At 64.8% G+C, this 26,277-nt stretch carries 18 protein-coding genes and 1 pseudogene; 12 read left to right on the top strand and 7 right to left on the bottom strand.

Annotated features, from left to right (window positions below):
* Positions 1-19 precede the first annotated feature (19 nt).
* The 6 genes and pseudogenes from GWG67_RS12400 to GWG67_RS12375 all read left to right on the top strand — a co-directional run.
* Positions 20-784, top strand: coding sequence for a hypothetical protein (locus tag GWG67_RS12400; RefSeq protein ID WP_275169598.1), 765 nt, complete (start codon positions 20-22; stop codon positions 782-784).
* A 259-nt stretch (positions 785-1,043) separates the two neighbouring features.
* Entirely contained in the window at positions 1,044-1,532 is a 489-nt protein-coding gene (gene pal / locus GWG67_RS12395) for a peptidoglycan-associated lipoprotein Pal (protein ID WP_026232595.1), read from the top strand.
* Between the two features lie 187 nt (positions 1,533-1,719).
* Positions 1,720-2,775, top strand: coding sequence for a tol-pal system protein YbgF (gene ybgF, locus GWG67_RS12390; protein WP_275169597.1), 1,056 nt, complete (start codon positions 1,720-1,722; stop codon positions 2,773-2,775).
* 76 nt (positions 2,776-2,851) lie between these two features.
* A complete protein-coding gene (gene tilS, locus GWG67_RS12385; protein ID WP_275169596.1) occupies positions 2,852-3,904 on the top strand; it encodes a tRNA lysidine(34) synthetase TilS in 1,053 nt (350 codons plus the stop codon).
* A 267-nt stretch (positions 3,905-4,171) separates the two neighbouring features.
* Entirely contained in the window at positions 4,172-6,094 is a 1,923-nt protein-coding gene (gene ftsH / locus GWG67_RS12380) for an ATP-dependent zinc metalloprotease FtsH (RefSeq protein WP_007596301.1), read from the top strand.
* Between the two features lie 203 nt (positions 6,095-6,297).
* Positions 6,298-7,494, top strand: a pseudogene (locus GWG67_RS12375) (ABC transporter substrate-binding protein); the annotation flags it as partial.
* 231 nt (positions 7,495-7,725) lie between these two features.
* On the opposite strand, the gene GWG67_RS12370 reads toward GWG67_RS12375, so the two are convergent.
* The gene (locus tag GWG67_RS12370) at positions 7,726-9,207 is read right to left on the bottom strand and encodes a hypothetical protein (protein ID WP_275169595.1); all 1,482 of its coding nucleotides are present in this window, start codon (positions 9,205-9,207) and stop codon (positions 7,726-7,728) included.
* Positions 9,208-9,504: 297 nt separating this feature from the next.
* Here GWG67_RS12370 and GWG67_RS12365 point away from each other — a divergent pair, with 297 nt between their 5' ends.
* A complete protein-coding gene (locus tag GWG67_RS12365) occupies positions 9,505-9,669 on the top strand; it encodes a Flp family type IVb pilin (protein ID WP_106941974.1) in 165 nt (54 codons plus the stop codon).
* 232 nt (positions 9,670-9,901) lie between these two features.
* On the opposite strand, the gene GWG67_RS12360 is transcribed toward GWG67_RS12365, so the two are convergent.
* Positions 9,902-10,885 carry a phosphatase PAP2 family protein gene (locus GWG67_RS12360; protein WP_275169594.1) on the bottom strand — a complete coding sequence of 328 codons (984 nt, stop codon included), beginning with the start codon at positions 10,883-10,885 and terminating at the stop codon, positions 9,902-9,904.
* A gap of 270 nt (positions 10,886-11,155) precedes the next feature.
* On the opposite strand from GWG67_RS12360, the gene GWG67_RS12355 reads away from it, so the two are divergent.
* Positions 11,156-11,836, top strand: a complete 681-nt coding sequence (locus GWG67_RS12355; protein ID WP_275169593.1) for a TetR/AcrR family transcriptional regulator — start codon at positions 11,156-11,158, stop codon at positions 11,834-11,836.
* Positions 11,837-11,987: 151 nt separating this feature from the next.
* Here the strand turns inward: GWG67_RS12355 and pyk are convergent, their stop codons facing one another.
* Both pyk and GWG67_RS12345 read right to left on the bottom strand, forming a co-directional pair.
* On the bottom strand, positions 11,988-13,424 hold the full coding sequence (pyk, locus tag GWG67_RS12350; protein ID WP_275169592.1) for a pyruvate kinase: 1,437 nt from the start codon (positions 13,422-13,424) through the stop codon (positions 11,988-11,990).
* Positions 13,421-14,014: a DUF1036 domain-containing protein gene (locus GWG67_RS12345; RefSeq protein ID WP_275169591.1), complete on the bottom strand. Its 594-nt coding sequence runs from the start codon at positions 14,012-14,014 to the stop codon at positions 13,421-13,423. Before GWG67_RS12345 ends, pyk begins: the two co-directional genes overlap by 4 nt.
* Before the next feature lie 169 nt (positions 14,015-14,183).
* Between GWG67_RS12345 and GWG67_RS12340 the strand changes: the two genes are divergently transcribed.
* On the top strand, positions 14,184-14,486 hold the full coding sequence (locus tag GWG67_RS12340) for a DUF1244 domain-containing protein (protein ID WP_007596287.1): 303 nt from the start codon (positions 14,184-14,186) through the stop codon (positions 14,484-14,486).
* Positions 14,487-14,695: 209 nt separating this feature from the next.
* The gene (locus GWG67_RS12335; protein ID WP_007596286.1) at positions 14,696-14,968 is read left to right on the top strand and encodes a DUF2312 domain-containing protein; all 273 of its coding nucleotides are present in this window, start codon (positions 14,696-14,698) and stop codon (positions 14,966-14,968) included.
* Between the two features lie 61 nt (positions 14,969-15,029).
* Here GWG67_RS12335 and GWG67_RS12330 read toward each other — a convergent pair whose 3' ends face one another.
* From GWG67_RS12330 to GWG67_RS12320, 3 genes are all read right to left on the bottom strand, one after another.
* Positions 15,030-16,652 (bottom strand): DUF882 domain-containing protein, encoded by a 1,623-nt coding sequence (locus GWG67_RS12330; RefSeq protein ID WP_275169590.1) that lies wholly within the window; start codon positions 16,650-16,652, stop codon positions 15,030-15,032.
* Positions 16,653-16,940: 288 nt separating this feature from the next.
* Entirely contained in the window at positions 16,941-19,094 is a 2,154-nt protein-coding gene (locus tag GWG67_RS12325; protein WP_275169589.1) for a murein L,D-transpeptidase, read from the bottom strand.
* Positions 19,095-19,441: 347 nt separating this feature from the next.
* Positions 19,442-20,935, bottom strand: coding sequence for a sigma-54 dependent transcriptional regulator (locus GWG67_RS12320; RefSeq protein WP_275169588.1), 1,494 nt, complete (start codon positions 20,933-20,935; stop codon positions 19,442-19,444).
* 127 nt (positions 20,936-21,062) lie between these two features.
* Here GWG67_RS12320 and GWG67_RS12315 point away from each other — a divergent pair, with 127 nt between their 5' ends.
* On the top strand, positions 21,063-23,030 hold the full coding sequence (locus GWG67_RS12315) for a M3 family oligoendopeptidase (protein WP_275169587.1): 1,968 nt from the start codon (positions 21,063-21,065) through the stop codon (positions 23,028-23,030).
* Positions 23,031-23,306: 276 nt separating this feature from the next.
* Entirely contained in the window at positions 23,307-26,273 is a 2,967-nt protein-coding gene (locus GWG67_RS12310) for a cell division protein (protein ID WP_275169586.1), read from the top strand.
* Positions 26,274-26,277 lie beyond the last annotated feature (4 nt).

Here is a 26,277-nt window from a genome sequence, read left to right as displayed (position 1 = left end):
TGGAGTGTAGGGGTACTGGATGACGTCTGGAGCTGAACCGCAAACGGTGCTCCTTCCGCGGGGAGCCGCTCTGTTTGACCGCATCGATTACCGCCTGATCGAAACTCCTGAGGACCGAGACAACCTCTATCTGATGCGGTACCGGGCCTATCTGCACGCCGGACTGATCGAGCCGTCGGAGTCGCGGCGCGTGACCGATCGCTTTGATGATGCGCCCAACACCTGGAATTTCGGGGTCTATGTCGATGGAGAGCTCTGCAGCTCCGTTCGCATTCACGTCCTGACGTCGGACTGGCGGATGTCCTACACGACCGAAGTGTTTGGCGACGTCCTGCATCCCCGCCTCGACCGCGGCGAAGTTCTCATCGATCCATGCCGGTTTGTTGCTGATCCCGAAAAGCACCAGCGTTTTCCGGAGCTGCCCTATCTGACGGTGCGGCTGGCTTTCGTGGCTTGCGATCATTTCAACGCCGACACCGGGCTGGCCATGATCCGGACCGATCATCAGGCGTTTTATCGTCGCATCTTCCTGCACGAGACCATTTCACCGGAGCCCCGCGGGTTTCCGGGCTGGCCCACCAAGAAGGCCGTGCTGATGGCGTCCGATTTCCGGAACCAGCGGGAAAAGGTTCTGACGCGCTTTCCGATCATGCGCTCCAGCGCTTTTGAGCGGCGCATGCTGTTTCAACGCAGCAGCCCGCGCCAGGCGGCCCCGCGGCCGGTGTCGCTGGCCACGCAGCGGACGCCGGACGTAGCCGCCTCGGCAACCGGTTCTGCCCGCTAGGGCCTCAGGGTCTGGCCCCGGGGTCTCCACGCGACGAGCCTAAAATTCCAGCAAAGGCCGCGGTTTTTGCCGGTCGGCGCGGCTTGCCTTCACCATCGCGCCACATTTACAACCCATTAACCATGACGTTTGCTTTTCGCTGGTTGGGGGCATTTGACCGGCTGTGGCAAGGTTCCATCAAGGTTGACGGAACGTTCGCTTAACCAACCCCCTGTAGACCGGACAGCAGTGGACGAAACGTGAGCGTGGAGGCTCCGGAATGAAACATCCTATGCGCATCCTCCAGGGATTGAAGCTGGCCGCGGTGCTTGCCGTCGCGTTGTCGATGGGTGCCTGCGCCAACAAGAACTCTGCCACGGATGCGATGGCCAACGCGGCGACGCCGGGCAGCCAGCAAGACTTCGTCGTTAACGTCGGCGACCGCGTGTTCTTCGAAAGCGACCAGACCGATCTGACCCCGCAGGCGATCGTGACCCTGGAGAAGCAGGCGCAGTGGCTCCAGAGCTATCCGCGCTACAGCTTCACCGTCGAAGGTCATGCCGACGAACGCGGCACCCGCGAATACAACATCGCACTCGGCGCCCGCCGCGCCCAATCGGTGCGTTCGTTCCTCGCCTCGCGCGGCATCGATCCGAACCGCATGCGCACGATCTCGTATGGCAAGGAGCGGCCGGTGGCCGTTTGCAACGACATCTCCTGCTGGTCGCAGAACCGCCGCGCCGTCACCGTGCTGAACGCGAGCTCCTGACGACCGGTCAGGCGCCGTTCATCTTCAGAAACCGATTATGCCGGCGCCCTTTCGGGCGCCGGTTTCGTTTCAGCGATCTGTGACAGAAACCCGTTTGTTACAGTCACAGTTTTGGCGTACTCCCCTTCAATGTGTGGCGCGTCGAATGTTCGGTCGCAGGCCATTTCGCTTTCGTCGTCAGGGCAAGATGTCATCCAGATTTAAGGTCTTCACCGGCACCGTGGCGATCGCCGCGCTGCTCTCTTTGTGCTCGCCCGCCCTCGCACAGTCGGACGATGCAGATCCCGAGATGCGGATCGAGCGGCTGGAGAACCAGCTGCGCCAGCTCACCGGCCAGAACGAAGAGCTGCAATATCGCAACCGCCAGCTCGAAGAGCGGCTGCGAGCGCTTGAGGGCGGCGCGCAAGGTGCGCCCGGCCAGGCGGCGGTCCAGCCCAACGTCGCGGCCATGCCGCCCGCGCAAGCCGCGCCGGCCTATCGCCAGCAGCCGCCGCACCAGCAAGCGGCCCAGCCGAATTACGAGCAGCCGCAGATCGCCTCTCCCGCGCCGATCGTTCAGGAGCAGCCAGCGCCCGGCGCGCCGGGCACGCGCCGCCGCGGCGATGCCTTTGACCCGAACCAGAGCCCGAATGCGCCGGGTGCGCCGCGCGCGCTCGGCGGCGGGCAGCAACCGATGCCTGCAGGTGCCCCAAGCGGCGCGCCCGGCGGCCGTGGCGCCGGCGAACCGCTTGATCTCGCCAACACCGGTCCGCGCTACCAGCAAGGGGTGCCGCCGGCAGCGCAGCCCGGTTATCCGCCGGCCCAATCCGGATCTCCGGCATCATCAGGCGCCCCGGCCCTGACGACCCTGCCGCCCTCGGCAACACCGCGCGACGAATTCGACCTCGGCATCGGCTACATGCAGCGCAAGGACTATGCGCTGGCCGAGCAGACCATGAAGAATTTTTCGCAGAAATATCCGAGCGACCCATTGCTCGGCGATGCGCAATACTGGCTCGGCGAGAGCTATTTCCAGCGCCAGCAATATCGCGACTCCGCCGAAGCCTTCCTCGCCGTCACCACCAAATACGACAAATCCGCCAAGGCGCCGGATGCCCTGCTGCGGCTCGGCCAGTCGCTGGCCGCGCTGAAGGAAAAGGAGGCCGCGTGCGCCGCCTTCGGCGAAGTCGGCCGCAAATATCCGCGCGCTTCCGCCGGCGTCAAAGCCGCGGTCGACCGCGAGCAGAAGCGGGTGAAGTGCTGAGGCGCGGCGATTGATCCTGACAAGGCGGATGGCGCTGCGCTAAACAGTCGGTCCATCCGCGGACGATTGCAGCGTCATGTCAGAGGACAGTTCACCGATCTCGGCGCGTGAGGCCAAGCGCCTCTTCGCAGGCCTGAAATGCGCGCAGGGACTGCTGCTCGCGGTCTCCGGCGGGCCCGACTCGGTGGCGCTGATGTGGCTTGCGGCGCGCTGGCATCGCAGCTTGGCGCGCGGCCCTCGTCTCAGCGTCGTCACCATCGACCACGGCTTGCGGCCGGAGGCGGCGCGCGAGGCACGCGAGGTCAAGCGTCTCGCGACCGGGCTTGGCTTGCCGCACCGGACCGTGCGCTGGCGCGGGGCAAAGCCGAAAACGGGACTGCCGGCCGCCGCGCGCGAAGCCCGCTACCGTCTGCTTGTGCAGGCCGCGCGTGTCGCCGGGGCGAGCCACGTGCTGACCGCCCACACCCGCGACGACCAGGCCGAGACCCTGTTGATGCGTCTTGTCCGCGGCAGCGGATTGGTCGGGCTGTCGGCGATGGCCCGTCTCACCGAGCGTGACGGCGTCGTCCTTGCGCGTCCGCTGCTCGATGTTCCGAAGTCGCAGCTGATCGCGACCTTGAAGCGGGCGAAGATCAGCTTTGCCGACGATCCCACCAACCATGACGCGGCCTTTACCCGGCCGCGGCTGCGTGCGCTGCTGCCGCAGCTCGCGGCGGAGGGCGGTGATGCCCGCAGCCTGGCTCGGCTCGCGGCAAGGCTGGCGCGCGCCAATGCGTCCGTCGAGGTGCTGACCGATGGAGCCGAGCGCTTCCTCCGTTTGCGGGATCGCGGCGATGCGCCGCAGGCCGGCCTTCGAAGCCTCGAGGCCTCCGCGTTTGCCGCCCTGCCGGAGGAGGTCCGGCTGCGGATCCTGCTGCGGGCAATCAACGCGTTCGGGCATGAGGGACCGGCGGAACTCGGCAAGGTCGAATCCCTCTTGGCCGCACTCGATCAGGCCATTGCCGCACGTCCCCGTGCACCCGCAAATGGCCGGCCAGCCCTGAAGCAGACGCTTGCAGGAGCCCTGATCAGCTTTGCCGGGGAGCGTATCCGCGTCGGTCCGGCGCCCGCCCGGCGCAAGGGGGGATAAGGGCGGATCATGGCACCGGCTCGTTTCGCGACCGCGTCGTGAGGACACCTTAACCAGGCCGGAAAAACCGGGATCAGGGCGCCATTATTTCAGCGGGAATCGGACTAAGATGGGCTAAATAGTCCCATCTCGTTCCCTTGGCAGCGACCGGAGCGACACCTAGATTGTATCCGTCTAACCGAGAGGATTCCTTGGGGATTTCCTCGCGCTGCCCAAATAACTGCCCAAGGCTCAGGCCGCGATCCGCGCGACCACGAAGGAAGATCGATGAACGCCAATCTGCGCAATTTCGCCCTCTGGGTCATCATTGTCCTGCTGCTGTTGGCGTTGTTCACGCTCTTCCAGAATCCGGGTCAGCGCGCCTCCTCTCAGGACATCGCCTTCTCCCAGCTCCTGAGCGAGGTTGACCGCGGCAATGTGCGCGACGTCGTGATTCAGGGGCCGGACATTCACGGCACCTTCACGAACGGCTCGAGCTTCCAGACCTATGCGCCGAGCGATCCGACGCTCGTGAAGCGCCTCTATGACAGCAAGGTGCAGATCACCGCGAAGCCGCCCGGCGACAACGTGCCGTGGTTCGTCTCGCTCTTGGTCTCCTGGCTTCCCTTCATTGCGCTGATCGGCGTGTGGATCTTCCTGTCGCGGCAGATGCAGGGCGGCGCCGGCAAGGCGATGGGCTTCGGCAAGTCGCGCGCAAAAATGCTGACTGAAGCGCATGGCCGCGTCACCTTCGAGGACGTCGCGGGCGTCGACGAAGCCAAGCAGGACCTGCAGGAGATCGTCGAATTCCTGCGTGACCCCGGCAAATTCCAGCGCCTCGGCGGCCGCATTCCGCGCGGCGTGCTGCTGGTCGGCCCTCCCGGCACCGGCAAGACCCTGATCGCGCGTGCGGTCGCGGGCGAAGCCAACGTGCCGTTCTTCACCATTTCGGGTTCTGACTTCGTCGAGATGTTCGTCGGCGTCGGCGCCAGCCGCGTCCGCGACATGTTCGAGCAGGCCAAGAAGAACGCGCCCTGCATCATCTTCATCGACGAAATCGACGCCGTCGGTCGTCATCGTGGCGCTGGCCTCGGCGGCGGCAATGACGAGCGCGAGCAGACGCTGAACCAGTTGCTGGTCGAGATGGACGGCTTCGAGGCCAACGAAGGCGTGATCCTGATCGCCGCGACCAACCGTCCCGACGTGCTCGATCCCGCGCTGCTGCGTCCCGGCCGCTTCGACCGTCAGGTCGTGGTGCCCAATCCGGACGTCGTCGGCCGTGAGCAGATCCTCAAGGTCCACGTCCGCAAGGTGCCGTTGGCGCCGGATATCAACCTCAAGACCATCGCGCGCGGCACCCCGGGCTTCTCCGGCGCCGACCTGATGAACCTCGTCAACGAAGCCGCGCTCACCGCCGCGCGCCGCAACAAGCGGATGGTGACCCAGGCCGAGTTCGAGGAAGCCAAGGACAAGGTGATGATGGGCGCCGAGCGCAAGTCGCTCGTCATGACCGAGGAAGAGAAGCTGTTGACGGCCTATCACGAGGGCGGACACGCCATCGTCGGCCTCAACGTCGTCGCGACCGATCCGATCCACAAGGCGACCATCATTCCGCGCGGTCGTGCGCTGGGCATGGTCATGCAGCTGCCCGAGCGCGACAAGCTGTCGATGTCGTTGGAGCAGATGACCTCGCGCCTTGCCATCATGATGGGCGGCCGCGTCGCCGAAGAGCTGATCTTCGGCCGCGAGAAGGTGACTTCGGGTGCGTCGTCGGACATCGAGCAGGCGACGCGTCTGGCGCGCATGATGGTGACGCGCTGGGGCCTGTCCGAGGCGCTCGGCACCGTGTCCTACGGCGAGAACCAGGACGAGGTTTTCCTGGGCATGTCGGTGTCGCGCACCCAGAACGCATCGGAAGCGACGGTTCAGAAGATCGATACCGAGATCCGGCGCTTCGTCGAAGAAGGCTACAACGAGGCGACGCGTATTCTCACCGAGAAGCGCGCCGATCTCGAAGCTCTCGCCAAGGGCCTGCTCGAGTTCGAGACGCTCTCCGGCGACGAGATCATCGACCTGCTCAAGGGCAAGAAGCCGAACCGTGAGTCCGTGCTCGAGCCGACCACCCCGCGCGCCTCCGCCGTGCCGCCGGCCGGCAAGTCGCGCCCGCGACCCGATCCGGATCCCGGCCTGGAGCCGCAGCCGCAGGCGTAATCGAGAGCGGCAGATGGAATTGAAAAACGCGGCGGAAACGCCGCGTTTTTTGTTGGGTGGTGCTTTTCGAACGTGGGCAACTGAGCATCTCGCAACGAACAGGCCCCGCGACTCATAGCGATTGGAGTCTGCGGTGATGTCGTGGCATGCTCTCCTCAATTAACGCGCGGCTCGACCGCGCAGACAAAGGGGAGGGCAAGCCGATGCGTTTTGCGAGGGCATTGGGCGCGCTTGGCGCCGTATCGTTCCTGATAGTCTCGTTACTGTCCGCTCCATCCGCCGCCGCCGAAATGCGCGGCGTCACCGCGACCGAGATCAGAATCGGCCAGACCATGCCCTACAGCGGGCCGGTGTCGGCCTTCGGGGCGCTTGGGAAGGGCGAGGTCGGCTATTTCAAGATGCTGAATGAGAAGGGCGGCATCAACGGCCGCAAGGTCAATCTGATCTCGCTCGACGACAGCTATGCGCCGCCGAAATCGGTCGAGCAGACCCGCAGGCTGGTGGAGAGCGACGAGGTGGCACTGATCTTCTCCTCGATCGGTACCGCCCACAACACGGCGATCGCGAAATACCTCCAGTCCAAGAACGTGCCGCAACTCTTCATCGGCTCCGGCGCCTCGAAATTCGCCGACCTCGCGCAATATCCGCAGGCGACGATGGGCGTGCAGGCGCCGTTCCGCTATGAAGCGCGGCTCTATGCGCGTTACGCGCTGGCGAAGAATCCGAACGCGAAGTTCGCCGTTATCTCGCAGAACGACGATTACGGCCGAGACTATCTCGCCGGGCTGAAGGACGTGCTCGGTGCAAACTACGATAGCGTCGTCACGGGCGCGACCTACGAGATCCAGGACCCGACCATCGATTCCCAGATCGTGAAGCTCAAGGCCTCGGGCGCCGACGTATTCGTGATCGCGGCGACGCCGAAATTCGCGGCGCAAGCGATCCGCAAATCCTTCGAGATCGGCTGGCGGCCCATGACGTTCCTGTCCAACGTTGCGGTGTGGGTTTCGACGGTGATGGAGCCTGCGGGACTGGAAGCCGGCACCGGCATCCTCTCCACCGCTTACGTGAAGGACCCGGACGATCCCGCCTGGAAGGACGATTCCGGCGTCAGGGGCTGGCGCGAGTTCATGACCAGATATTTGCCGGAGGCCGACCAGCACGACACCAATTACGTCAACGCCTACAACAGCGCGATGGCTTTGGAGGCGGTGCTGAAAGCCTGCGGCAATGATCTGTCGACCGAGAACATCCTCAAGCAGGCCTTTGCGGTCCGCGATCTCGAATTGCCGATGCTGCTACCCGGCATCAAAGTCAACACCGGCACCACCGACCATGTCCCGGTCGACCAGATGCAGTTCATGCGTTTCAACGGCAAAAGCTGGGAGCGCTTCGGCGACCCTGCAATTTGCGCAGTGAACATCAGGTTCTGGCGTTACGACCAGGAAGCTATCTCGCGAGAGCCGCTTGCTACCGATCTGCCGGGCTTGCGATCGTCGTTCGCGAAATTTGCTGGATCGGTCCACTTTCCGACGAAGTCGGCTAAGGAGCAGACGGCGAAGTGGCCCGAGCGCCTGTTCAGGTCTGCTTCACGCTTTGAAGCGGACGTCCCATTCACGGGAGCTACGTTTTCACTTCGGCGGCGTCGCAGCCGCATCGTCCCGAACATGGATCACTGCGATGTCGTCCGTATAGATCCGCTTCCAACCCTTGAGCATGTCCAGGATCTGCGGTCCGGGCGCATCGGCGGTCAATAGCGTTGCGTCGATCTTGTATTCGTCGAGCAGGCGCGGAAGCAGCTCGGGCTTCCTGCCCTCGGTCGCCTTGAAGAAGTCCATGACGAATTTCTCGCCATAGAGCTCGGCGCGGCCGTCGACGTAAACAGGGACGTCGCGCGAGATCAGATAGCCGCCGAACTGGTAGGCGTTGAAGACGCGCTGGACCTTGCGTTGTTCGAGCAAGTCGACTGCCGCGACCGGGGTCTGCGTCATGGTGAAGGTGAAGTGGTGATGCCGCATGTAAAGCGAGGTCGAGGTCCAGCTCGCGGCCACGATCATCAGCGCGCCAAGCGCGGTGACATAGCGGGCCGGCCAGCGGTCGGCACCGGTTGCGTCCGGCTGCGTGCGCGAGGCCAGCTGGCCCAGCGGCTTCGCCAGCACCAGCGGCACCAGGAACGCGAACGCCTCGATGCTCCTGACGTGGGTCAGCGCGCTCCAGGTCAGGAACAGGATCAGGAATATCCTGGGCGCCGAGAGCACGAGGCCGCGATAATAGCCGAATGCGATCAGACCGAGCAGGGCGCCCTCGAACGAGGAGAAGGTGGCAAAGTTCGCCGGCATCCATTCGTAGATCAGCGAGAGCAGCTCGCCCAGGCTCAGGATGTTGGTCGCGCCCAGCAGCGTTCTCCAGCCGTACGGCGTACAGCAACTCGCGACCAGTGCACCGATCCCGAACAGCACCCAGCGCAGGAACAGCTGCAGCCGCCGTCCTTTCTCGGCGTGCTCGATGGCCTCGAGTGAGATCGGACCGATCAGCGCCAGACCGAGCACGAAGCCGCCATGCAAGTTCGCCCACAGCGCCATCAGCGGCAGCCAGTACCAGGACGGTGCGCTCCTGCGGTCGGCAGCCGCCATCAATAGGCCGACCCACGCCACCATGACAGGCAGCGCCAGGATGTGGGGACGCGCCAGGACGTGATGCAGCGACAGCAGCAGGGCCAGCATCGCAAACAGCACTGCGCGGGGCGCCTCGATCTGCGCCTCGAGCAGATGGACGAAGATCGCGGCCGTGAGCGCGACTCCCATCGCGGTGATGATGACGGGACCTGCCCAGCCCCCTTGCGCATGAGCGAAAGCGAACAGCACCTGCGACAGCCACGACGTTGAAATCCACGGCGCGCCCGTCCGCGTGAAGGAAAAGATGTCCGTGTACGGCATGGCGCCGTGATCCAGGATCCATTGTCCGATCTTGATCTGCCAGAACGAGTCAGAGTCCTGAAGCAGCGTGTCGCCGACATACACGAAGAAGAGATAGGCACCCGCACCGACGCACAGCGGCACCAGGGTTCGCGCACGAACCTGCACCGTGATGCTGTTGGCAAAGGAAAGGGACATGCCGCCTCGTCGTCCTGTTGTTTCTGTCGGGGTGCCGAGCGGTCGACATTGGACCACGGCGGTCATAATTCCGGGTAAACCGGTCGTGCCGGGCGGCTTGAATGTCTCAACATTTAACGGATCGTTTTAGATTTCGGTTTACCATCGGCGAATACACGCAAACCGCTCTGTGTTTCCGCAGTCGAATTAACTGCGGCGCAATTCTTTGCCACTACGTTCGGTTCCATGGTCAAGCGGCGCTGGGAAGCCAAAAAGACCAGATCAGTTGTAGCCTCGTGTACTCATTTGGAGCTCTTTATGAAGAACCTCGTTGCGCGTTTCGCGAAGGATGAATCCGGCGCCACCGCCATTGAATACGGTCTGATCGCCGCCGGCATCGCGCTGGCGATCATCACTGTCGTCAATAACCTGGGCACCACGTTGAACGCCAAGTTCACCTCGATCTCGACCAGCCTCAAATAAGGCCGGACAGATCGCGAATTTGAGAGCCCCGTCCTTGACGGGGCTCTCTGCTTTTTGGCCGACGATTTCCGAATCTCGGAGGTCGTGAAGCTGCAGCAAGCTTGTGCGGCGGCAAAACGTCTGCCGCAGCTCCAAGAGCGCAGACGGAAGTGCTCGCACCGTTGAGAAGATTGAAGGTTGAAAGTTGCTGGTGGGACAGCGCTACGCGGACCCTAGGGCAACTTGCCGCCCGTCATTCCGCGAGGCCGGTCTGCCAGACCGCCGACGGTGCAGGCGCGGCAGACGTTTGCTGCGCGCGGCGGTGCCATTCGAGATAAAATTTCGCCGCCCAGATCGACGCTGCGGCGACTGCGATGCCGCCGGCGACGTCGATGACGTAATGCGCGCCGATCACCGGAGTCGCCGCGATCATCAGCAGATTGAGCGCGGCCGCGATGCCGCCGAGGCCGCGCACCGGCCACAGCGCCCACATGTAGAGCACGGCGGACGCGGCGTGGAAGCTCGGAAACGAGACAATGCCGGCGAGGAAGAACAACCGGAGCTCGTGCAGGCTACCGTCGCGAAGCGCGAGAATGTCGCGCAACTGCCCGGCATAGATCGCGGTGTTGATTTCGGGAAAATGCGCGGCGGACAGCTGCAGCCCCCAATAGGTGCCGATCGCGGGCACGACGGCGGAGATCGCGATGGTGACCGCGAGCGCGAGGCTCATCGCGAGCATGAACAATTGCAGCCGCATATAGTGCGCCGTCAGTGCCAGCACGACGGGGATGCCCAGCAGCGGCAATTTGATCAGCCCGTATCCGCGAGCCAGACAGTCCGCGAGCCAGGGATGGTCGTTGACGTATCGCGCGATCGGTTCGGGATCGAGGCCGAGAGCACGGTCGATCGCAAGCAGCGCCTGGTCCTGCAGTGGCCAGTTCAGCTTGGCCGCCACATAGCTGAGCGGTCCGACGATTGCGCAGGTGAGAATGATCTGTCCGATCGTGCCGAGCGAAAACAGCAGCTTCGGGTCGGCAAGCTCGCCTTTGACGATGCGGTGGCCATAGGCCACCGCGAGCAGGAGTGCAGCGACTGCCAGCGTCACGCCGTAGGCGACCGGTTCGAGGCTCAGGCCGGTGAAGGAGAGACCGAGCGCCAGCGGGGTGCCCATGGCTGCGATGGGAAGCCAGTTCAGGTGGAAGAGCTGCCAGGCGGTCCGGGCGTCCGTGTCGACCATGCTGCACCGAGGTGGGATCGCAATACCGCAGCACAGTCGCGGGGCAGGTTTAAGATGGCGGTAACGATCGTGGTTACCCCTTCACCAAAGCAGTTCGCGAGGTTTTCAGCTGTTTGAGCTCGCACTTATTTTTGGCGTGACGCTTCATGCATTTGCACCTTGTCATCCACTCTGAATAGTTGTTCAGTCCTTGCGGGGCGATTTGCGACATCAGTGACGAAGCGTTCGGCCGCAGGGCGTGCGGCTGGCGTGTGGGACAGGAAGCGCGCCATGGTTTATCGGCGGACGCATCAAGTGGTGAAGCGCCTTGCGGCTCGGCGCAGTGCGATACTGGCGGCGGCGCGGGAGGCAGCGGCGGAAGGCGGGATGGCGGCGGTGCAGATTGCGCCGGTCGCGGTTCGCGCCAGCGTCGCGGCGGGTACGGTCTACCGCTACTTCCCCTCCAAGGCCGATTTGATTTCCGAATTGATCGCCGAAGTCTCCCGCGACGAGCTCACGGCGATCCGGCGAGCCGCCGATGCCGCACCGGGGCCGTCGTCGGCGCTGGCGGCGGCCGTGACCACCGTGGCGGTCCATACCCTGTCGCAGCGCAGGCTCGCCTGGGGCATCCTGGCCGAGCCGGTCGATGTCGATGTCAGCGCTTCACGCCTCGCCAGCCGGCGCGAGATCGCGGGCGAGATGGCCTCGCGGATCGACGCCGCAGTGCGCGCCGGCCACCTGCCGGCGCAGGACACCGCGCTCGCCGCAACCGCGCTGCTCGGCGCCCTGCACGAGGCCTTGGTCGGACCGCTCGCGCCGGACAATCTCGACGATCCCGCCAGGATGCGCGATGCGGTGCAGACTGTGACGCTGCTGGCGCTCCGCGCGGTCGGCGTCATGGACGCCCGCGCCAGGGGTCTCGTCGTGCAGCAGACGCTGCTGCCGACGGCGAAAGCGCTGGTTGGGGTCTAAAACGTCCGCCTGATCGACCGGGGGACCTGATCGCGCCCAGGCCATTGCCCCAGCTCGCCTTTGCGACAAACCCCAGCACATGCGCCGAACCCGCCGGCTACTGTGCATGGGGTTGTTTTCGACGTTTTTTGTTTGCCGCGTGCTGGCGGACCTAGATATTCGCTTCGCCCTCGGGGCCGACCGAGGCGATGCGCACCATGTTGGTGGTGCCGGGGATGCCGAGCGGCACGCCGGCGACGATGATCACGCGCTGGCCGGCCCGGACGAAGCCGTCGCGGAACGCGATCTGGCCGGCGCGGCTCACCATGTCGTCCTGGTCGCGCGCATCTTCCGCCACCACGCAATGTATGCCCCAGACGACCGACAGCCGGCGTCCCGCCGCGACGTTCGGCGTGATCGCGACGATCGGCGGCTTCGGCCGCTCGCGCGCCACGCGCACGGCGGTCGATCCCGAGCTGGTCCAGCAGATCAGGGCCGGCAGGTCGAGCGTCTCGGCGATCTGCCGCGCGGCGTCCGCGATGGCATCGCCGGCGGTGGCCTCCGGGGCGGGCCGCTGTGCGGTGATGACAGAGCGATAGATCGGGTCGCGCTCGACCTCCTCGCCGATGCGATTCATGGTCGAGACGGCCTCGACGGGGAATTTGCCGGCCGCCGATTCCGCCGACAGCATGATGGCGTCGGCGCCTTCGTAGACGGCGGTGGCGACGTCGGAGACTTCGGCGCGGGTCGGCACCGGCGATTGGATCATCGATTCCAGCATCTGGGTCGCGATCACCACCGGCTTGCCGGCGCGCCGCGCCATGCGCGTCATCTGCTTCTGCAGGCTCGGCACGCGTTCCAGCGGCAGCTCGACGCCGAGGTCGCCGCGCGCCACCATCAGGGCGTCGGAGGCGTCGATGATGTCGGCCAGGCGATCGATCGCCTGCGGCTTCTCGATCTTCGCCATCACCGCGGCGCGGCCGCGGATCATCTTCTTGGCCTCGAGCACGTCGTCCGCGCGCTGCACGAAGGACAGCGCGATCCAGTCGACGCCGGTGACCAGCGCCGCCTCGAGGTCGGCGCGGTCCTTCGGCGTCATTGCCGAGACCGGCAGGTCGGTGTCCGGCAGGCTGACGCCCTTGCGATCGGACATCCGGCCGCCGACCACGATGCGCGTCACCGCGTGCTCCTTCGAGGTCTCCTCGGCGATCAGCCGCACCTTGCCGTCGTCGAGCAGCAGCGAATGGCCCGGCCGCAGCGCGGCCAGGATCTCCGGATGCGGGAGCTGAACGCGGGTGGTGTCACCCGGCGCCTTGTCGGAATCCAGCGTGAAAGTCTGGCCATTCTGGAGCTGGACCGCGCCTTCGGCGAACGCGCCAAGCCTGAGCTTTGGTCCTTGGAGATCGACCAGAATGCCGATCGGCCTTCCATAGCTGCTCTCGACGTTGCGGATCGTCGCCACCAGCTCCCGCATCTTGTCATGCGGGGTGTGGCTCATGTTGATGCGGAACAGGTCGGCGCCGGCCTCGAACAGGCGGCGGATCATCGCGAGGTCCGAAGAGGCGGGTCCAAGGGTCGCGAGAATCTTGATACGGCGAAGACGCCTCATGGCTTACTTCCAGACGGGGGCGAGGGAGCTGGCGGGAGGCCAGGCGCGGCGGGGGGCGTACCACCGGGCGGGCCATTGGGCAAACCGGGAACCCCCGGGCCAACCGGGCCGGGTAGACCGGGCACGCGCTGCTGTTTTGACGGCTGCTCGTTGGCATCGGTGAGCTGCACCGTCCACGCCCGCTGCTCGCCGGTATCGACCTCGAAATAGCCGGTCCGGTCATAGCCCCGCGCAAGGCAGTCCTCGGTGCCGCGGATGGTGAACTCCTTGTCGCGCGAGCACATGAAGGCCTGGCCCGACCATTCGCCGCCGCGGTCATAGTCGATGGCGTAGATGTAATAGAAGCGGGCCACCAACGTTCCGCGCAGCAGGGTCTCGCAGGAGCGGGACGAGATGTTCCACCAGCCCTCGGTGGTCCAGCCCTCGGCATCCTTGTAGCCGAGCGCGATGCCGACCCGGCTCGATGTGTTGTTGCAAAGCCGGAAATCGGCGGAGGCCGGGCTGGCCCAGAGGCACAGCAGGCCAACCACCAGCACCGGGACCAACCGGGCGAGCAGGCGAAGGGGGGAGCGGGGAGATTCGGCGATCATTGTCGCGGAAGCTATATCAGATCATTGACGATTTGGCGTAGGGCCCGGAACTGCCCGGCTTGGCGCCCGTTTGCGCCGCGATATGGCAAAATCTGTGACAGGCCCCACCTGATCTCGTAAGGGTGACCCATCCAGGTCACAGCCAATTCGTAAGCCGAGGGATCCAGCCATGGCAATCGACGACAAAACCAGAACGGAACTCGAGGCTGCCGCTTTCCGGCGCCTGGTCGATCATTTGAAGACGCGGACAGACGTCCAGAACATCGACCTGATGAATCTCGCGGGCTTCTGCCGCAACTGCCTGTCCAACTGGCTCAAGGACGCCGCCGACGCCCAAGGCGTCGCCTTGAGCAAGGACGAGAGCCGGGAAGCCGTCTATGGCATGCCCTACGAGGCCTGGAAGTCGAAATACCAGGGCGCGGCCACGCCTGAGCAGCTCGATGCCATGAAGAAGGTTCATCCCGGGCACTGAACGGCCTCGCTGGCAGCCTGATATGCGGTGCCCTTGAGTCGCATCACACAACAGCTTTCTTCGAAACGCCGCAGGAAGGTGTGGGCGCGCTGTGGACGAGCGCGATGCTGCCTTGAACGCGAGAGGTCCGAACCCTAAGGGTCTAACCAGCACGCGCGGTGAGGATGCCGGCGTCACCTCGTTTTGCCAGTTCCATTGGGAGTACCAAGATGGCCACCTCCGCCGCCGTCCGCGACGACGAGCCCGCGACGAAATTTGCCAAGGACCAGCTCAAGTCCATCATCGAGCGCATCGAGCGGCTGGAGGAAGAGAAGAAGGCGATCTCCGACGACATCCGCGACGTCTTCGCCGAGGCCAAGGGCAACGGCTACGACGTCAAGGCGCTGCGCACCATCGTGCGCATGCGCAAGCAGGACCCGAACGAGCGCGCCGAGGCCGAGACGATTCTCGAGACCTACATGCAAGCTCTGGGGATGATCTGAGCTATCGCGGTCGTCCTGGCGAAAGCCAGGACGGCTGCGGAGGTTCTTGAAGGCCCGCGCCTCAGCGCAGCGAAGCCGTCCGCATGACGAACGATGTCGTCTCGAGCTTGGCGGTCGCGGTGCCCGAGAAACTGTCGCAGGACAGGCCCTGCATCGGGTCGTCGGCAAAACCCATCGCGATCACGGACTGCGGCTTGACGAAGTAGGCGCGCATTGCGGCCGTGTCGAGCTCGCCCATCAGCGTCACCGACATCGCGCGGCTGGCGCTCGGCGATAGCATCACGATCTTGAGCCAGATGCTTTCGCCCTTGGCTGCGGAGAGCCGGGTCGCGGTTGCGACCATGCCGTCGACGCGCTTGCCGACCACCGTGTTGATCTCGGTCGCGGGCGCAACGTTGCGCGACGCGGAGGCGGGACGGGCGGAGCGCGGGATCGGCGCGGAGGCGGCGACGACGTTGGCGCGGTCGACCGGAGAGGCGGACGCCGGCGCGTAGGCCAGCGCCTGATAGGCGGCACTGGACCCGCTCGCGGTCGGCTGCGGATCGGTGGCGGCCGCAAGCGCCTGGCGCGCCTTCAGCGCAGCCACTTGAGCAGGCGTCGCCTGCTGCGGCGTAGCCGGGGCGTCCCAGAAGCCACGGGCATTGATTATGTCGGCGGGGGTCTCGGGCTTGGCATCAGCAGATTTGCCGGCGGCCGGCTTGTCAGCCACGGGCGCGGGCTTCGACTTGGGCAACGCGACGATCTGCGCATCGGCCGAGGCGAGCTGAATGGTCGCCGCGACTGACGGTTTGGCGCGCGGCGTCGGCACCGGATCGGCTGGCTTGGTCGCGGCGGCGACCAAGGTCGGCGCGACAGTCTTCGCGGCCGGCGCGGGCGCGCCCTCGTCATCCTCGTCGTTGCTCGCGGCGGCCGGAGCCGGCTTGCCCTTGAACAGGTTGGCAAAGAAATTCGATTTGCTGCCGGAATCCTCGCCGCTGCCGCGCCGCTCGATCTCGGCCTTGGCCAGCTCATAGCCCTTCAGCGGCGTGCCGTCGGTCGGGACGTGGACGGTGCGTCCGTCCGGGAAGACCCGGGCGAGCTGGTCATGCGTCATGCGCGGCCAGTGCCGGATGCTGCCGGTGTCCAGATGCACGAACGGCGAGCCTGAGGTCGGGTAGAAGCCGACGCCGCCGCGCTGGAGGCGCAGGCCGGCGAAGCGGATCTGCTCCAGCGGCACGTTCGGGATGTAGAAGTCCATCGCATGCCCCAGCATGTGCTGGCTGAAGCGCGCCACGCCGGAGGAGCGGCGGCGGAGCATGGAGTTGGTGGCGGGCGAGCGGTAGGCGGAGATGATCTGGATCGGCTGCTTGCCGTCGACGTCGCGATAGACTTCCCACAGGATGTCGAAGAGGTGACGGTCCATGACCGTCTCGTCCTGGCTGCGCCAGTCGCGCAGGAAGTGGTTGAGCTGCTTCAGCGCCGCTTCGTCGTAGCGCCCGTCGCGCTTGAAGGTGACGGTGAGGTCTTCGCCGGAATGGGTGTGGTGGAAGGAGAGCGTCTTGGTCTCGTTCAGCGCGGCAGCGTCATGAACTGAACCCGCGGCAGCAAACAGCAATACGGCAGCGAGGCCGATCCTGGATCCGGCCTTCACTCCCGCATGGGACAACGACAGCACAGCGAATTGGCGTGCGATACCAGTCAGCACGTTAGAGCCCACCCAGTCGACGAGCGTTCAAAATGGACTCTCCCGCTAACCCCTAAGCGCGCGAAAGAGGATGAACGCTTTGTTAAAGCGAGAAGGTTAATTCGAGGTTGACCTTCCCGCCCCCAAACCAAGTCAGATTGCGAACCTAACCGGGTGAGTGTGGCGAAAAAACGCCCGCTGCCCGAGGTCAGGTGGAGAATGGTTAACGTTAAGCGACCCCATCCAGAGGATGAGGTCGCTGATTTTATTGCCGAATTTCAGGAAATTAGGCGCCGGGGCGGGCCTAGCTCAGCGGGTGAACACCCGCTGCTGCTGGGGACGGCGGCCGACCGGAGCCGGCGGCGGGGTCGGGGCGCCGAACAGCCGCTCGAAGAAATTCGGGCCGGACGAGCCGCCATTGTTAGCCGCCAACACGCCGTTCGGCAGCGTCGTTGCCGGGCGTGAATAGCTCGGCTGGGAGTGCGCCACGACGTTCTCGAGATCCCTGCCGCGGCCGTTCTTCAGGATGTTGATCATGGTCGCGTCGCGGCCATAGACGTCCTTGCGGAATTGCAGCTTGCCGCCATCATCCACGAACGCGGTCTGATAGGTGATGTTGACCGGGATCGGGGTCGGGAATTTCAGGTCGATCTCGCTCTTGCCGTACATGCTGCGCACGCGCTCCGGCGTGTACTTCTCGTTCGGCAGCGCGATGTTGAGCAGGACCGAGGCGTACTGATCCGGGTTCTGTACGCGCATGCAGCCGTGGCTAAAGGCGCGTTCGTCCCGGGCGAACAGGTTCTTGTCCGGCGTGTCGTGCTGATAGACCAGGAACTTGTTCGGGAAATTGAAGCGGATGCGGCCGAGCGCATTGGCTTCACCGGGCGGCTGCGAGATGTGCACCGAGCCGTCGCGGTTCTGTTCGAGCTTGAGCCCCATGCGCTGGAGCACGGTCGGGTCCTGCTGAAGCGCCGGCAGATATTCGTTGTAGACGATCGACGGCGGCACGTTCCAGGTCGGATTGACCGTGATGTACTTCATCGTTTCGGTGAGCAGCGGGGTCGCATGCGTGCCGGGCTTGCCGGTGACGACGCGGGTGGTCCAGACCTGCTGGCCGCGCTGCATCACCTTCAGCGTGTAGTCGGGAATGTTGAGGATGACGTAGGCATCGCCGAGCGCGGGCACGCCCAGGTCGCGCGGCAGCCAGCGCCAGCGCTCCATGTTCACCAGCACCACGTCGATCTGCTTGTCGCGCTTCGGGGTGTTGATCGCCTTGACCGTCTTGTCGTCGAGGATGCCGGTCGCCTTGAGCTCGGCGCTGTTCTGGAATTTGCGCACGGCTTCGGCGACCGCCGCGTCATAGCGGGTGTCGCTGGCGTTCTCGGCGATGCCGAGCTTCGCGCGCAGCTGCGGCACGCGCGGATCTTCAACGACGATTTCAGCCTGCTTCTTGCCAGCCGGGGTGTATTTCAGCGTCGGACCATCGGCGATCTCGATCATCGGGCCGTTGCCCTGGCCGCGGAGCTCCGCGAGCTTCGCCTTCAGCTCCTTATAGAGCTTGTGCGGCGGATTGTAGCTGTCGAGCGCCGCGGAGGCGTCCGCCGCGGTCGTGATCTTGGCGAGCACCTCGCTCGGATCGACCGGATGCTCGGGATAGAGGATGTCGCCGCTGACCTGCGACCAGTGCATGCGGCCGCTCTGGGCCTGGCGCGCATAGTCGAACATGCTGGCGGTGAGCTTGAGCTCGGCATCGGCGAGCGCATCGGGCGTCGTGGCGGCGGCGAAGTCCGGCAGCGGGTAATCGGCGGGATTGAGACCGTCGGAGGCTGCATCCTTGAGCCGGGTGATCACGCCCTTGGCCGCAGCGGTCAGGCTGCCGCCTTGGGTCCAAACTGGTGCGAAATCGCGTGCGCCGTAAAACTTCTCGATCGCCGCGCGCTCGTTCTTGCGGTCGAAATAGCGCGCAGTCTTGGCGCCGACGATGTCCTTGAGCTTGTCGGCGACCGGCTGGTCGGCCGCGGGAACGTTGCTCGCGGCCTTCACCGGCTCCGAGGCCGGAGCAGCAGCGGTGGCGGGCGCGGCCGGCGTGTCGGCCTTGGCAGGTTCGGTCTTCGCCGTCTCGCTCTTCGGCGCCTCGGCGGCGGGCGTGGTGGCGACGTCGGAAGGCTTGGTCTCGACCTTGTTTGGCGCGGGAGCGGCTTCCGCATTCGCGGGTTCCTTGACCGGCTCCTTTGCCGAGTCCTGAACCGTGGCGGTGGTGTCGAGCTTGATATCGGATGCGGTCGGGGGCGGGACGTTTGCGGGTTCGGGGCGCGGGATCGCGGCTTCGATCGCAAGCTCGGCAGCGCTGCTGCGCGCCTGATCCTGCGCCAGGGCCGAGCTGGCCGATACCGTGAGGAAGGTCGCCGCGACCGTCATCAAGACACGGTCAAAGCCTGCACGGTGATTCAAACAGTCACGCATTGTGTCGCACCCCTCGGGTGAACTGTCCCCCATGGAACAGCTTCGTTATCGCCTATTGAGCTTCGGCTAAACCGCGCCGGCCTCTCGAAAGTTGCACGCCTGCACGCAACGATTCCTACGCAGACGATATACAGGCCCCGATTTCGCGGCCAGCGCTACCCGGGACAACTCACGACAAACTGACTTCAAGGAGGCCTCTTGGCAACGGATTGTGCGCTTCTGCCACGCGCTTTCCCCTGTGTCTGTCACTTACATGTCACGGTTCAAATCGCAGTCGAATTCCGTCGTCATGCGAACGGCTTACAGTCGTATCGCACCGCCCGGACGAACCTCTGTTCGCGTCAGGCTCAGTGCGTCTCCTCACCGCTTTTGCCGCCATGGCCGGGAACCCCGGCTTCATCGAGTTTGCGGTAGAGGGTGGAGCGGCCGATTTTGAGGCGGCGGGCGACCTCGGACATCTGCCCGCGGTAATGCGAGATCGCGAAACGGATGATCTCGTTTTCGATCTCCTCCAGCGGTCGGACGTCGCCGGTCGCGGTCAGCATGGAGAGAGCACCAGCTTGGGGCAACGGCGCGATCGGTATTTCATTACCCGATACGACAGAGGGGGCCGCGATCGGCTCCAGCATCAGCGGCGCGGTCGGAATGTCTGTTCCCGGGTGCGGCTGCGAGGCGATCAGGGGGAAGTCGTCAAGGCCAAGCTGGTCGCCGTCGCTCATCACCACGGCGCGGTAGACCGCGTTTTCGAGCTGGCGGATGTTGCCGGGCCAATCGAGCTGGGCGAGATGCGCAACAGCCTCGCCGCTGATGCCGGTGATGGGGCGGTTCTCCTCGGCGGCAAAGCGGGCCAGGAAATGCCTGAGCAGATGTGGAATGTCCTCGCGCCGGGCGCGCAGCGATGGGATCGTCAGCGGCAGCACGTGCAGCCGATAGAACAAATCTTCCCGGAAGTGGCCCTGCTTGACCCGCTCGAGCAGCCTGCGGTTGGTCGCCGAGATGATGCGGACGTCGACCTTCACGGGTTTGCGGCCGCCGACCGCCTCGACCGCGCCTTCCTGAAGCGCGCGAAGCAGCTTGACCTGCGCGCTCAGCGGCAGCTCGCTGACCTCGTCCAGGAACAGCGTGCCGCCATGGGCTTCGACGAACTTACCGGTGTGGCGTTCGGTAGCGCCGGTGAAGGCACCCTTCTCGTGACCGAACAGGATGGACTCGACGAGGTTGTCGGGGATCGCGCCGCAATTGACCGCGACGAACGGCTTTGCCTTGCGCTCGCCGCTGCCATGAATGGCACGCGCGAACATCTCCTTGCCGACGCCGGACTCGCCCTCGATCAGCACGGGGATCGAGGAGTTTGTTGCTTTCTGCGCCGCGCGCATCACGCCCGCCATCGCCTCGGCGCGGGTGATGATATCGGAGAAGGTCAGCCGACCCTCGCGGCTGTGACGGATGCGCTGCAATTCGCCCTTGAGCGCGGACGAATTGAGCGCGTTGCGAAGAGAGACCTGGAGCCGCTCGAGGCCGACCGGCTTGACCACGAAATCGGCCGCGCCCGCGCGCATCGCCGAGATAACATTGTCGATGCCGCCATGGGCCGTCTGCACGATGACCGGGATGCTGCGGCCCGCTTCGCGGATTTTCGCCAGCACGCCCATGCCGTCGAGGCCGGGCATCACGAGATCGAGGATGACGCCGTCGATGGCCGCGTCAGGGGCGGTGAGGGCGGCGATCGCCGCGTCGCCGGAGTCCACCACGATCGTCTCATAGCCGCATTTCTGCACCATGTTTTCGACCAGCCGGCGGGCTACAGCGTCGTCGTCGGCGATCAAAATACTGGCAGCCATGGTGTTCCCCGCACGCTACTACTATCTGTATCGAATCGGGGCACTCTGGCCGAAGCCGATTAACGCACTGTTAAACCCTGATGCCCCCGCCCGCCGTCGCGATTGTTGAACACAGGTTTCCCACACAATGAATTCGCGCTCCAAGTCTGCAGTTAAGAAGTCCGCCATCAGCAAGCCCGCTCTTCGCAAGCCGAACACCAAGACATCCGCAGCCAAGGCAAAACCCTCCAAGCGTTCACCCACCAAGCGTTCACCCACCAAGCCTTCACTCGCCAAGTCTTCTCGCGCCAAGTCTTCGCCTGCCAAGCCTGCGAGCAAGACCGGCAAGCTTCCGGAGTGGAACCTCGCCGACCTCTATTCCGGGATCGATGCGCCGGAAGTGGCGCGCGATCTCGCAAAGATGGATGCCGATTGCGTCGCGTTCGAGACGGACTACAAGGGCAAGCTCGCCACAGGAACAGCAAAGGAAGATGGCGGAAAATGGCTCGCTGAAGCCGTGCGACGCTATGAGGCGGTCGACGACCTCGCCGGCCGGCTCGGCTCGTACGCCGGCCTCGTTCATGCCGGCGACAGCGTGGATCCCAAGATTTCAAAGTTTTACGGCGACGTTTCCGAGCGCCTGACGGCGGCATCGACGCATCTGCTGTTCTTCGCGCTCGAGCTCAATCGAGTCGATGACGATATTTTGAACCGCGCGATGCAGGCCAGCGAGCTTGCGCACTACCGTCCCTGGATCGAGGATCTTCGCAAGGAGAAGCCGTACCAGCTCGACGACAAGCTCGAGCAGCTCTTCCTGGAGAAGTCGCAGACCGGCTATTCAGCCTTCAACCGGTTGTTCGACCAGACCATCTCGAGCCTACGTTTCAAGGTCGGGCCCAAGGAGCTCGCGATCGAGCCGACGCTCAATCTTCTACAGGACCGCGACGGCGCCAAGCGCAAGGCCGCGGCAGAGGCGCTCGCAAAGACCTTCAAGGCCAATGAGCGCACCTTTGCGCTGATCACCAACACCCTGGCCAAGGACAAGGACATCTCCGACAGCTGGCGCGGCTTCAAGGACGTCGCGGATTCCCGGCATTTGAACAACCGCGTCGAGCGCGAGGTAGTGGATGCGCTGGTCGCCTCGGTCCGCGCGGCCTATCCAAAATTGTCGCATCGCTACTACGCGCTGAAGGCGCGCTGGTTCGGCAGGAAGCGCCTGGCCTATTGGGACCGCAACGCGCCGCTGCCTTTTGCGGCGACCGACGTGATCGGCTGGCCCGATGCGCGAAGCATGGTGCTCACCGCCTATCGCGGCTTCTCGCCAAAGATGGCTGACATCGCCGAGCGCTTCTTCACCGACCGCTGGATCGACGCACCGGTGCGCCCGGGCAAGGCGCCGGGTGCCTTCTCGCATCCGACCACGCCGTCCGCGCACCCCTACGTGCTGATGAACTACCAGGGCAAGCCGCGCGACGTGATGACGCTCGCCCACGAGCTCGGCCACGGCGTGCACCAGGTGCTGGCGGCCGGGAACGGCGCGTTGATGGCGCCGACGCCGCTGACCCTGGCGGAGACCGCGAGCGTGTTCGGCGAGATGCTGACCTTCCGGCGGCTGCTGGCGCAGACCAAGAGCGCAAAGCAGCGCCAGGCGCTGCTCGCCGGCAAGGTCGAGGACATGATCAACACCGTGGTGCGGCAGATCGCGTTCTATTCCTTCGAGCGCGCGGTCCACACGGAACGCAAGAACGGCGAACTCACCGCGACGCGGCTCGGCGAGATCTGGCTCTCGGTGCAGGGCGAGAGCCTTGGTCCGGCAATCGAGATCAAAGCGGGCTACGAGAACTACTGGATGTACATCCCCCACTTCATCCATTCGCCGTTCTACGTCTACGCCTATGCGTTCGGCGATTGTCTCGTGAACTCGCTCTACGCCGTCTACGAGAACGCGGCCGAAGGCTTTGCCGAGCGCTATCTCGACATGCTCGCCGCCGGCGGCACCAAGCATTATTCCGAACTGCTGCGGCCGTTCGGGCTCGATGCCAAGGATCCAAAGTTCTGGGACGGCGGCCTGAGCGTCATCGCCGGAATGATCGACGAGCTGGAAGCGATGGGCTGAGGCAGGCACGAGCCGGCTATTACCGGAGCGGCACGGGACGAGCCGGCCGGCTCCGCGAGCGGTCCGCCCCCGGCGGACCGGTCTCGAACGAGCAGGCGCCGGCGGCGGCGCCATATTTTCAGCCAGCGCATTTCGCCGCGACGTTCGAGACGGCCTCGAGATCCTGGTAGGGGGTTTTGAACGTCCGAGCCCGAGGCGAGACTAACCCCGTAGATACCCGCTTTATTTTTACAATTATTGATTGCAGATCACCCTCTTGCCGCTCGGGAGGCTCGCATGCCCGATCAAGGACAGGTCCCCCTACCTGGCGCGCGGAACGCCGCTGCCTTCGAAGAAGAAACGCCCTGGTGCGAGAAGCACCAGCAGATCGTCCGCGACGAGATCGAGGCGATCAACACGCGCCGCGAAGAGGCGCGGCAAGTCGATCCAGAGGGCACAGAGGCGTGCCAGATGCTCGACGTGGTCGGGCTCGCGCTCTCCGGCGGCGGCATCCGCTCCTCGGCCATGTGCCTCGGCGTGCTCCAGGCGCTGAACCACCACGATTTGATCGGACGGATCGATTATCTGTCCACCGTGTCGGGCGGCGGCTACATCGGCACCTCGCTCAGCACGACCATGACGGTGACAGGGCGGTTTGTGTTCGGCCAGCGGTCCGCCGGGAGAGCTGCGACCGCCAGCGAGATCAGCGATACGCCATCGGTCGGACATATCAGGAATTATTCCAACTATCTGATCCCGGCCGGCTTCCGCGATCTCTTGACCGGGATTGCAATCGTGGCGCGGGGCCTGATCGCCAATATCGGATTGACCCTGCCCGTCGTGCTGCTGCTCGCAGCTGTCACGATCTGGTCGACGCCGCTGCGGAGCTGCCTCACGGTCGCAAATTTCTTCGGCGTCGATATCGCCGAAGGCGCTTTGCCGCAGTGTGAGCTGCATCATTTCGGCTGGATCGCGGACCGCTTCGGGTTCACTGCGATCGGGGCGATCGTCGCGCTGGCGCTGCTTGCTTGCGGCGGGATCGCTTATCTGAGCTCGCGCACGGAGCGGGGCATCGGCCCGACCATCTTCCTGACCTATGCTGCGGCCATCGCGTTCCTGCTCGGCATCGCATGCGACTTCGCGCGCGTCCTTCAGATCGCGCATTTCGCGCTGACGCTGGCAACGGCGATCATCGGCGTCGCCCTGTTCTTCGGCTGGGCGCTCAAGCAGTCATTTGCAAGTCCCGAAAAGCGTCAGGAGTTCCGCTCGCATTGGCCGACCGCCGGCGCGACTTTCTTGGTCCTGCTTGCCGCGATTGCGTTCTTCGAATTCCAGCCCTTCATGCTGTCGCAGATGTTCGATGTCGCCGACAGCAACGCGATCGGCGGGCCGGTCCGCGGCGTCGCGGTCACCTGGATTCAGTCGCTGGCTGCAATTGCTGCGCCAATCGGTGTTTTCGTTACTGCTTTCAGGCAGCAATTCGCCGAATTCCTGAAGGGAGACAGCGTATCCTCGCAATGGGGCTCGATGATGCTCGCGATCATTGCCAAGGTCGCGTTGTGGACCGCCGGATTGGCGCTGCCACTGATCATCTGGGTCGCCTTTCTCTACTTGTCTTATTGGGGCATCGCCAACGATCCGATCGAAAAATGCCAGGCGCCTCTGACCGCCATGGCGCAGAAGGGTTGCCTAGCGGCCAACAAATCAACCGTGCCCGCGTCGGGCAATCTGTCGGGCAAGATCGAGTTCGACGCGAGCGCCGGCACCTTCTCGGCCGAGATCACGCCAACGGCCGCCGCAACCACCGCGACCACGGACTGGCTGACGCCCGTATCCCACGTTCCGGCCTGGCTCAGGTCTGGCGCGAGCAATATCGCACGACAATTCGACTGGTTGGATAGAGGCTCCGGCTATGCGCACAGCCTGCCCGTGGTGATCCTGTATACGCTCGTCGGCCTGCTGCTGTTTGCGATCTCATGGTCGCTGACGCCCAACGCGAATTCGCTCCACCGGCTTTACCGCGACCGGCTGAGCAAGGCTTTCCTGTTCGATCCGGGCCGGTCGGCAGACGGCAATATCGCGCGCGCCGAGGCCAGCCTCGATCAGGGACGCGATTTCAAGCCGCTCGATCGCATGAGGTTGAGCGAGCTCTATGCGGCCCCGAGTGACCAGGTCGCGACGGGGGACCGGCCTGCCGCGCGGAAGCTGGGGGCGCCCTATCATCTCATCAACACGGCGCTCAACATCCAGGGGTCGGACTTCGCCAACCGGCGCGGCCGCAATGCCGACTTCTTTGTGTTCTCGCCGCTCTATGTCGGCAGCGAGGCGACGCGCTACGCCAAGACCCCGGCGGTCGAGCATCTTGAGCAAAGCCTCGACCTCGCCACCGCAATGTCGATCTCGGGGGCGGCGGCGTCGTCGAACATGGGCTCGAACTCGATCAGGGCGCTGACGCCGACGCTCGCGCTGTTGAACGTGCGGCTGGGCTACTGGCTGAGCAATCCGCGCTATGTCGAGGCCACTGTCCGGCCGCAGCGCCGCTCCACGCCGCTCTTCCTGTGGTCGGAAATCTCGGGCCGTCTCTACGAGAATAGCGACGGCGTCTACCTCACCGACGGCGGCCACATCGAAAACCTCGGCGTCTACGAGCTGCTGCGCCGGCGCTGCAAGGTGATCGTTGTGGTCGACGCGGAAGCCGACGCGGCGATGAATTTCTCCTCGCTGATGAAGCTCCAGCGCTACGCCCGCATCGATCTCGGCGTCCGGATCGATTTGCCATGGACGCCGATCCGCGACCGCACGCGCGCCATCATGGCGGCGAACGCCGACAAGAAGTCCACACGAACCTCTCCTGAGACGCCGGACGAGGCCGGCGAGCACGTTCATGTGGCGATCGGCACCATCGACTATGGTGGCGATGACAGGGGCTATCTCGTCTACATTAAGTCCTCGCTCTCCAACGACGAGAACGACTACATCCGCGACTACGCGCGGCGTAACGACACGTTCCCGCACGAGACCACCGGCGATCAGTTCTTCTCGGAGGAGCAGTTCGAGGTCTATCGCGCGCTTGGTTTCCACATGACCCATGGCTTCTTGGCCGGGGACCACGTGGTGGCGGTCGGCCCCGGGACGGCCCCGCGGATGGCTCGATTCACCGAAGCAGGCGAGCCGGCGGTTGACGCGGTCCGCGAGGCGCTCAGTCTCCCGGTACCCCAGCGAGCGGCCGTGAACATCACCGCCACGATGATTGATCAGGGCTGAGCGG

Source organism: Bradyrhizobium sp. CSS354, assembly GCF_029051725.1.
Lineage (GTDB): Bacteria > Pseudomonadota > Alphaproteobacteria > Rhizobiales > Xanthobacteraceae > Bradyrhizobium.
The sequence above is the reverse complement of the archived record's forward strand: the minus strand, read 5'-3'. Positions and strand labels throughout refer to the sequence as shown.

Excerpts from the sequence above, each read along its gene's own strand:
- GWG67_RS12400 (WP_275169598.1), top strand. The coding sequence starts at position 20 with ATGACGTCTGGAGCTGAACCGCAAACGGTGCTCCTTCCGCGGGGAGCC.
- pal (WP_026232595.1), top strand. The coding sequence starts at position 1,044 with ATGAAACATCCTATGCGCATCCTCCAGGGATTGAAGCTGGCCGCGGTG.
- ybgF (WP_275169597.1), top strand. The coding sequence starts at position 1,720 with ATGTCATCCAGATTTAAGGTCTTCACCGGCACCGTGGCGATCGCCGCG.
- tilS (WP_275169596.1), top strand. The coding sequence starts at position 2,852 with ATGTCAGAGGACAGTTCACCGATCTCGGCGCGTGAGGCCAAGCGCCTC.
- ftsH (WP_007596301.1), top strand. The coding sequence starts at position 4,172 with ATGAACGCCAATCTGCGCAATTTCGCCCTCTGGGTCATCATTGTCCTG.
- GWG67_RS12370 (WP_275169595.1), bottom strand. The coding sequence starts at position 9,207 with ATGTCCCTTTCCTTTGCCAACAGCATCACGGTGCAGGTTCGTGCGCGA.
- GWG67_RS12365 (WP_106941974.1), top strand. The coding sequence starts at position 9,505 with ATGAAGAACCTCGTTGCGCGTTTCGCGAAGGATGAATCCGGCGCCACC.
- GWG67_RS12360 (WP_275169594.1), bottom strand. The coding sequence starts at position 10,885 with ATGGTCGACACGGACGCCCGGACCGCCTGGCAGCTCTTCCACCTGAAC.
- GWG67_RS12355 (WP_275169593.1), top strand. The coding sequence starts at position 11,156 with ATGGTTTATCGGCGGACGCATCAAGTGGTGAAGCGCCTTGCGGCTCGG.
- pyk (WP_275169592.1), bottom strand. The coding sequence starts at position 13,424 with ATGAGGCGTCTTCGCCGTATCAAGATTCTCGCGACCCTTGGACCCGCC.
- GWG67_RS12345 (WP_275169591.1), bottom strand. The coding sequence starts at position 14,014 with ATGATCGCCGAATCTCCCCGCTCCCCCCTTCGCCTGCTCGCCCGGTTG.
- GWG67_RS12340 (WP_007596287.1), top strand. The coding sequence starts at position 14,184 with ATGGCAATCGACGACAAAACCAGAACGGAACTCGAGGCTGCCGCTTTC.
- GWG67_RS12335 (WP_007596286.1), top strand. The coding sequence starts at position 14,696 with ATGGCCACCTCCGCCGCCGTCCGCGACGACGAGCCCGCGACGAAATTT.
- GWG67_RS12325 (WP_275169589.1), bottom strand. The coding sequence starts at position 19,094 with ATGCGTGACTGTTTGAATCACCGTGCAGGCTTTGACCGTGTCTTGATG.
- GWG67_RS12320 (WP_275169588.1), bottom strand. The coding sequence starts at position 20,935 with ATGGCTGCCAGTATTTTGATCGCCGACGACGACGCTGTAGCCCGCCGG.
- GWG67_RS12315 (WP_275169587.1), top strand. The coding sequence starts at position 21,063 with ATGAATTCGCGCTCCAAGTCTGCAGTTAAGAAGTCCGCCATCAGCAAG.
- GWG67_RS12310 (WP_275169586.1), top strand. The coding sequence starts at position 23,307 with ATGCCCGATCAAGGACAGGTCCCCCTACCTGGCGCGCGGAACGCCGCT.